Source organism: Prevotella sp. ICM33 (assembly GCF_000517825.1).
GTDB lineage: Bacteria > Bacteroidota > Bacteroidia > Bacteroidales > Bacteroidaceae > Prevotella > Prevotella melaninogenica.
Genome location: NZ_JACD01000095.1, coordinates 1 through 3,493 on the forward strand (window position 1 = coordinate 1; position 3,493 = coordinate 3,493).

Consider the following 3,493-nt stretch of genomic DNA (forward strand, 5'->3'; position numbering starts at 1 on the left):
ACAGGTAGCGGAGGCTTTGCTGCCAACCACAAGAAAAGTCTTACCACCCNAAGCGGNTCNACCGTTACCTTTGACGATACCGCCCATACNATCCTNCTACANACCACTCGTGCCAANAAAATCTTCATTGATGAATTAAATGGCACCATCACCATATCTTCTGCTGAAGAAGTGAATGTCAATACAAAGAATGTTAACATCAATGCATCAGAGAACATGAATGTAAACGTTGGCAAGAACTTTACAATGCAGGTGGGAGAACAGTCATCTATCAACATCGGGAAAGATTCTTCGCTTTCTATAAATGGAAGTTCCGTATTGAGTATAATGGAAGATGCCAAATCGTCTATTAGTGGTGACCAAACGACCAATATTTATGGTAATATGAACTTAAGTGTTATGAAGTCAATTAAAACAAAAATAAGTGAAGATTCAACTTACGAATCGTATGGAGTCACCACAATTACATCACAAGATAATTTATATCTTAAAAGCAGTACCAATGTGGATATAGCTAAAGAATAAGAATATGAAGAAAATTTATCCAGTATTATTTATTTTGGCATTTTGCATAACAACACTGTCATGCAAGGGCTTATCAAACGGAAAGAATGACATGAAACAAAGTTTAGTTGGGATTTTTATATCTCATCGCCAACCCATTATAGCTCAGAGTTAAAATATGCAAAGGCTTTCTATGGGGATAACGGAGAAGAAACTGTAGATGTTTTTGATGAAACAGCTATGGCAGGCCTTGGAAATGTTACCGCAACACCTTTTTCTGTAAACCCACCTCAAGGTGAGGTTGGTATTCCCAAAGGTATAGACATGGTTTGGGTATCAATAGCAGATAAAAAGATTTATAGGGCAAATATTAAATTCTCCCAGCAAATACAAAACAAACTCCTAAAAGCCTTTAGAGAAGGATTTTATAGCCACTGGAGAGAAAGCAATATGGACTTTAACGAGTTTGATGTAACAATTCTTCCAGGAGGACATCTATGGCTATACTTGGGGATAGGAAATTTAAGAAGGGTGCTGATTTGCGATACATTAAAGGGAGAAGAAATACACATGACACTTAAAGAATTCAGCGAAGACTTTTATAATGCATATCAAACTGTTGATAGTCTTTGTGCCGATGGATATGACACACCTTACATTATCGAACATGGCTCAGAGTATGACAAAATCTGGGGAATTTATGCGCAGCGTTTTAACTATCAATTTGATATACAATTTGAAAATAAGCAAACAGAGTTACGCAAAGGGAATTTTATTATTAATTTTGCCAATGGTGAGATCCTGAATCATGATGACCCTGGATATTTTGAACAGCCTTCAAGACCCAACAAGATAGAGTTCCAATGGATTGCAGATGATATGCTCTATACGGGACATTTTTATTTTGATGAAGCAGAAGTGAAGAAAGCATTTATGGATGTTTATGGCAACAATCCTACTCAGCCAGGAAAGCTAATCATTCAAGTAAGCAAATATAATAACAGGTTCAACATTTATTTGGAAACTGCCAATAAGAAATATAAATTTGAAAAGACAAAGATTCATGTCTTTAAGCAAAGAGTTCATGATTCTGATGACAAAGCGGTTGTAATTTATGATAATCATCCTCAAGATGGTAATGATATTTTTAATTTTATAGGAGAATAAATATAGTATAAGTTTTGTAAAACAACTTTTTATAATGAAGAATCTTTTTTTACTTGCATTTGTAATTTTATTGTCTTGTTCCAATAAAGAGCAAAACTACATCTCCATTGAACAGACAATGTCAGACAATCCAATATCTTTAGCACTTGATAATGATACTGTCAAATATATGGATATCCCTTTAGCTTTTTTAATGAGTAAGACCAGTTCTAAAAGAGTAGTTTTGTCAAGTAGTACATACCTATGTGCCAGCGATTATACGTGTGCACCACACGCTTGGGATTTTAATGGGGCACTATTCTTCAATGTGAACGGAAAGATTGTACGGACATCTGATATAGAGGGGTTAAGAGAAATGGATAAGCAACAGCGCAAGGTTCTCGTTTATATTCGCTATCAGTGTTTCACACCTGAATTCCAGAAAATTGTAAAAAGTAGTATAAAACTTCCACAGAAGAGCGGAATAGTCAAGATAGGGAGTGTGCAAGAACTTAAAAAAAATAATAAGGAACTGATTGAAAATTTACTTAAGCATGACAGTATCTGCTTTTCATTTGATTATAAAGACGATTTTAATGAATATTGCGTAGGGTATGTGTATTTGCCTGTAAGTGTAAAGTAAGGATCTTCAAAAAAATGGACTGATCAACTAAGCTCTTATATATTATGGCACACGGAGTCACAGAGGCGACAGAGATAACGTAATGTCACAGAGGTGCTGACGGCACAAAGACCGATGGAGGTGTAGCGTACAGCTTCTTGATAACTTTAGATGTAAATACTTTGAACAGAAAGTGTCTAATAGAACTGGCAAACAATCTCCGTCGCTCAATGCACCAACGATGCCTCCGTGACTTCCATTGCTTTGTTTTAATAATTCTCTGTACTCTCCTTTTCTTTGTGTGACATTACGTCAACGTTCTAAACTTAGGGCGGTAAATCTTATCATTCCAAATTATTGGAGATGTTTTCGCACATTCGCACAATTCAAACACTGAATGTGAAATATGTTTACAATGGTAAGAACGTTTTTACTAAAAATAAGCATAAAAATGCCACCTTTCACTGTGGCTGTAACTAACGGATAGTCAATAACTTACAAAACAGTGAGGCAAGAGGTGCTTAATAGGGGCTCAAAAGGGCGTTAGTAAGACCTCAAAAGGGCATCTTTTGCAAGCCAATTGGGCGTCTTTTCGAAGCCAATTGGACATCAATAAGAGTTTAGGCGTTAGAAAATTATTTACATTATAGTACATGTAAACAACTTACTCACAAAAGTATATCAGGTAAGCTATATAGTTTACAAAATGTTAAAACCTTTATATTTTATATCTCTCAGTTGTATATCTGAAATTATCTTCTTACATTTGACATATTAAAGACAGAAGATTAAACATTATTCATGTCTATCTAAGAGTAAAACAACTTGTCATTGACTATTTATAATACGAAAAATGAGGGTACTATCAGTCTATGTGAGCGTAAGCAATGGAGGGACTACTCATACAGAATGAAAGAAAAAGCTAATGTCTGTATTTATATATAGAATGCATAACATTAGGCGCTTTTAATTACAAGTTTGTTGTCTATTACCTACGTTATCTCTTACTGGAAGACGAGTTTGATAGACTGTTTGAAGAGGAATAATCTAAATGATAAAAGATGAAGAGTTTCAAAATTAATGCACAAGGAATAGGTGCAGCCATAGGCTTATTGTTGGTAAATGGGATAGTCTATCTGATTTTTCATCGTACACCAGCAAGCGAGGAAGAAATTAACGCATATATTCAGAACTCGGAAGTTGTGGAACTGACAGATTTTA

General features: G+C 35.0%; 2 protein-coding genes and 1 pseudogene. All 3 read left to right on the forward strand.

The genetic code is table 11. From position 1 onward, the window contains the following. Positions 1–525: pseudogene (locus HMPREF1505_RS11555) on the forward strand (type IV secretion protein Rhs); the annotation flags it as partial. Between the two features lie 120 nt (positions 526–645). Further along, positions 646–1,671 carry a DUF2931 family protein gene (locus HMPREF1505_RS11560; RefSeq protein WP_231480394.1) on the forward strand — a complete coding sequence of 342 codons (1,026 nt, stop codon included), beginning with the start codon at positions 646–648 and terminating at the stop codon, positions 1,669–1,671. A 34-nt stretch (positions 1,672–1,705) separates the two neighbouring features. Next, positions 1,706–2,293: a hypothetical protein gene (locus tag HMPREF1505_RS11565; protein WP_036925512.1), complete on the forward strand. Its 588-nt coding sequence runs from the start codon at positions 1,706–1,708 to the stop codon at positions 2,291–2,293. Positions 2,294–3,493: the final 1,200 nt, after the last annotated feature.

Bases quoted from the DNA above. Each gene is read 5' to 3' on its own strand.
- HMPREF1505_RS11565 (WP_036925512.1), top strand. From the start codon at position 1,706: ATGAAGAATCTTTTTTTACTTGCATTTGTAATTTTATTGTCTTGTTCC.